This window comes from Leptothrix toolikensis (SeqCode), assembly GCF_057922285.1.
In genome coordinates this window covers 1-3,615 of sequence record NZ_JBYSVC010000136.1, presented here as the reverse complement: position 1 = coordinate 3,615, position 3,615 = coordinate 1, and the positions used below count along the sequence as shown (strand labels likewise).

Sequence of the window (3,615 nt, the reverse complement as noted above, 5' to 3'; positions counted from 1 at the left end):
GCGTCAAGGATCTCAAAAAGCTGCGGATGCAAGGTCGGCTCACCGCCCGAGATCTGCACCACATCGGCCTCGCCCTCGGTGGCGATCACCGCATCCAGCATGGCCAAGACTTCGTCCAAAGGGCGATGGCGTTGACGCTCAGGGCCGGACTCGGCGTAGCACACGGGGCAGCGCAAATTGCAGTGCTCGGTGATCTCCACCACCGCCAAGCAAGCGTGCTGCATGTGATCCGGGCACAAGCCGCAGTCAAAGGGGCAGCCGTGCGCCATCTCGGTGGCAAAGCGCTGCGGCATGTCGGGCGGCTTGAGGTATTGCTCGCGACAGCTGCGGTAGTACACCTCGTCATCGCTGATCAGCACCCGCTCGGTGCCGTGCTCGGGACACCACTTATCCATGTAGACGCAGCCGTCTTTGAACAAGATCTTGGCCTCGATGCGACGCAGGCAAGTGGTGCAGACACTTTGGGTGGTGTCGTAAAAAAGATAGGGTCGGGTTTTGCGGCTCATGGCTCATCAACCTTCTTAACTTTCTAAACTGACCGGGCAAATACCATCCACGCCCTCTTTGAGCAAGTCCTGCACGCGCTCGTGCAAGATCTCCGGCGTCAGGCCTTCGGGGGCCAAGGCCGGCCCGGCGACCATGCCGACTTGGTTGAAGCAGCCGCGCCGGAAGGGGCGACGCATGGCGTGGCCCTCGACCCGCGAGAAGAACGACCCCCAAAGATTGATCAGCGCCACCGGCACCACCGGCACAGGATGGCTGGCGAGGATCTTGATCACTCCGCCCTTGAAGGCTTTGAGCTGACCGTCAGGCGTCAAGCCGCCCTCGGGGAAGATCCCCAGCAAGTCACCCTCGTCCAGCACCTTGCGCGCTTCGGCAAAAGCCCGCTCATAGGCCGCAGGATCTTCGCTGTGCGGCGCAATCGGAATCGCCTTGGCCATGTGAAAGATCCAACCCAGCACCGGCACCTTGAAGATGCGGTGGTCCATGATGAAACGGATCGGCCGGGGGCTGGCGGCCATCAAAAGGATGGCATCGACGAAGCTGACGTGGTTCGACACCACGATCGCCGCCCCTTCCGTCGGGATGTGATGTACCGCATGGGCGCGGAAGCGGTACATGAAACGCGTCAGCAAGAAGGCGATGAAGCGCAGCAAGTACTCGGGCACCAACAAGAAGATGTAGATCCCCACCAAGGCGTTGGCGATGCCCGTGACCAGAAAAACCTGCGGCACCGTGGCACCGGCGCTCAACATCAAACCGGCCGCCAAGGAGCTCACGATCATGAACAGGGCGTTCAAGATGTTGTTGGCCGCGATGATGCGCGCCCGGTGCGTCGGCTGGCTGCGCAGCTGAATCAGGGCATACATGGGCACGCTGTAGAGCCCCACGCACAGGCTCAAAAGCAGCAAATCGGCCATCACGTGCCAATGCGCGCTCTGGGCCAAAAACTGCGCCACCGTTTGCAGCGCCGCTGGCGGCAGCGCACGCGAGGAGAAATAAAGGTCGATGGCAAACACGCTCATGCCGATCGCCCCGGCGGGCACCAGCCCGATTTCCACCCGCCGGCGCGACAGCATCTCGCACATCAACGAGCCGATGCCCACCCCCACCGAGAACACCACCAGCAGCAGCGAGGCCACATGCTCGTCGCCGTGCAGCACCTCTTTGGCAAACACCGGGAAGTTGCTCAAAAACACCGCGCCAAAGAACCACATCCAACTGATGCCCAGCAGCGAGCGAAACACCACGATGTTCTCGTGCGCCAGCTTCAAATTGCGCCAAGTCTCAGAGAAAGGATTCCAGTTGATGCGCAGCCCCGGATCGGTCGCGGGGGAGACCGGCACGTACTGCGCCGTGATGCGCCCCAGCACCGCCACCACCAAACACGCCACCGCCACCACGGTGGGGCCGATGCCGGGCAAGGCGATCAGCAAGCCGCCCGTCACTTGGCCCAGCAAGATCGCTACAAAGGTGCCCATCTCGACCATGCCGTTACCGCCGGTCAGTTCACGCGCGTTCAAGTGCTGCGGCAAATAAGCAAATTTGACCGGACCAAAGAGCGTTGAATGCAGCCCCATGCCGAACACACAGACCAGCAGCACCGGCACGTTTTGGCTGATGTAGCCCACGGCGGCCAACGCCATGATGGCGATTTCAAGCGTTTTGACGGCCCGAATCACGGTGGTTTTGTCGAGCTTGTCGGTGAGCTGACCGCTGGTGGCCGAGAAGAGGACGAAGGGCAAGATGAACACCGCCCCGATCACCAAGCCCGCCATCGCCGGCGGCAACCAAGCCACGTGGACTTGGTAGGTGATCATCACCGTCAAAGCGAATTTGAAGAGGTTGTCGTTGCCCGCACCCAGAAACTGGGTCCAAAAAAACGGCGCAAACCGCCGCTGTGACAGCAGTTGAAACTGGTTGGGATGCTCGTGGTGGGCGCTCATCAAGGTCTCACTGGCTCTGGAAAAACATGGGCATATCGTCTCACGCCGTCGGGGCGACAAAGTGCCTGCGCGTGGCAAAGACCGCCGGATCCAACCCCTGACCACGCCAGCGAACACGGCGCTTCAAGAGCAGATCAAACAGCAGCGGATTGTGGCCGCGCACCTGCTCCAGCACGGGCACATCAGCCGCATCAAGCAGTCCAGCACGCACCAAAGCACCCAATCGATACAACGGCCCCACACCCGGCAAGGGGTAATCCGAGCCGTGCAGCAGCCGACCATGCCAATCTTGGCGGGCCAGCACCTGCTGCCAAACCTCGGGGCGACGATTGGCCTGAAAGAGCGCCGAGACATCGCCGAGCAAACACTCACGCCACGCCGACTCGTCCATCAGACGGGCAAAAAGCTCAAAAGCGGGCACAACCTTGGGCCGCTGACGATCCAAATCGAGCGCGCTCCCCAGCGAAGCCGCATGCGCCACGATCACGCGCACACCGTGGGACAAAGGCTCACGCACCAAGAGCGGATTGCCCAGCTCAGCGCGACCCGCGCCTGGAACCGCCTTTTCTTCACCGCCATGCACGATCAACGGCAAGCGCGCTGCGGCCATGCGTGCATAAAAAGGCCTGAGCCGATGGGCACGCAAATCAATGTTCATGCTGCTCGGCAGCCATTTCAGCGCCAGCGCGCCGGCACCGATGGCCGCGTCCAAACGTTGCAGCGCGTCCTCACGGTAGGGGTGGATGGAGGCCACCCAGCCGAAACGATTCGGCCGGCGGGCGGCGATTTCCGCAGCGTAAACGTTGGGCACGTGGAAGGTTGTCCAGTCGGGCCGGGCCTGAGGTTCTTGATCGTCCCAAGCCTCATCAAAAGCCAGTAAAAGCCAGCGCGCCCCAGCGGGAAAATCTTGCGTCAACTGCACCAAGCGCTGCACATAGGCCCGGTCCACGCTGGGTGCTTCTGGCGGCACACAAGCGCCGTCCAAAATCACCCGACGGCGCAAGCTCTCCAGCGGATGCCACCACTGCGTCATCTGCTCATGGATACGGCAACCGCTACCGGCATCACCCGTACCGAGCAGATGGGCATGCACATCCCAAAGCTGGGTTGGATCCAAACCGTCCCAAACCCGTGCGACCAAGGGATGCTCTCGCAGCGCTGGCGGCAA

At 61.9% G+C, this 3,615-nt stretch carries 3 protein-coding genes; all 3 read right to left on the bottom strand.

Annotated elements, in window-relative coordinates:
- The coding region (locus AC3VI7_RS12395; protein WP_489671592.1) for a radical SAM protein at nt 1–506 on the bottom strand (506 nt) is incomplete at its 3' end.
- 15 nt (nt 507–521) lie between these two features.
- On the bottom strand, nt 522–2,447 hold the full coding sequence (locus tag AC3VI7_RS12390) for an MFS transporter (protein ID WP_489667582.1): 1,926 nt from the start codon (nt 2,445–2,447) through the stop codon (nt 522–524).
- 40 nt (nt 2,448–2,487) lie between these two features.
- On the bottom strand, nt 2,488–3,615 hold a 1,128-nt coding region (locus tag AC3VI7_RS12385), incomplete at its 5' end, for an amidohydrolase family protein (protein WP_489671591.1).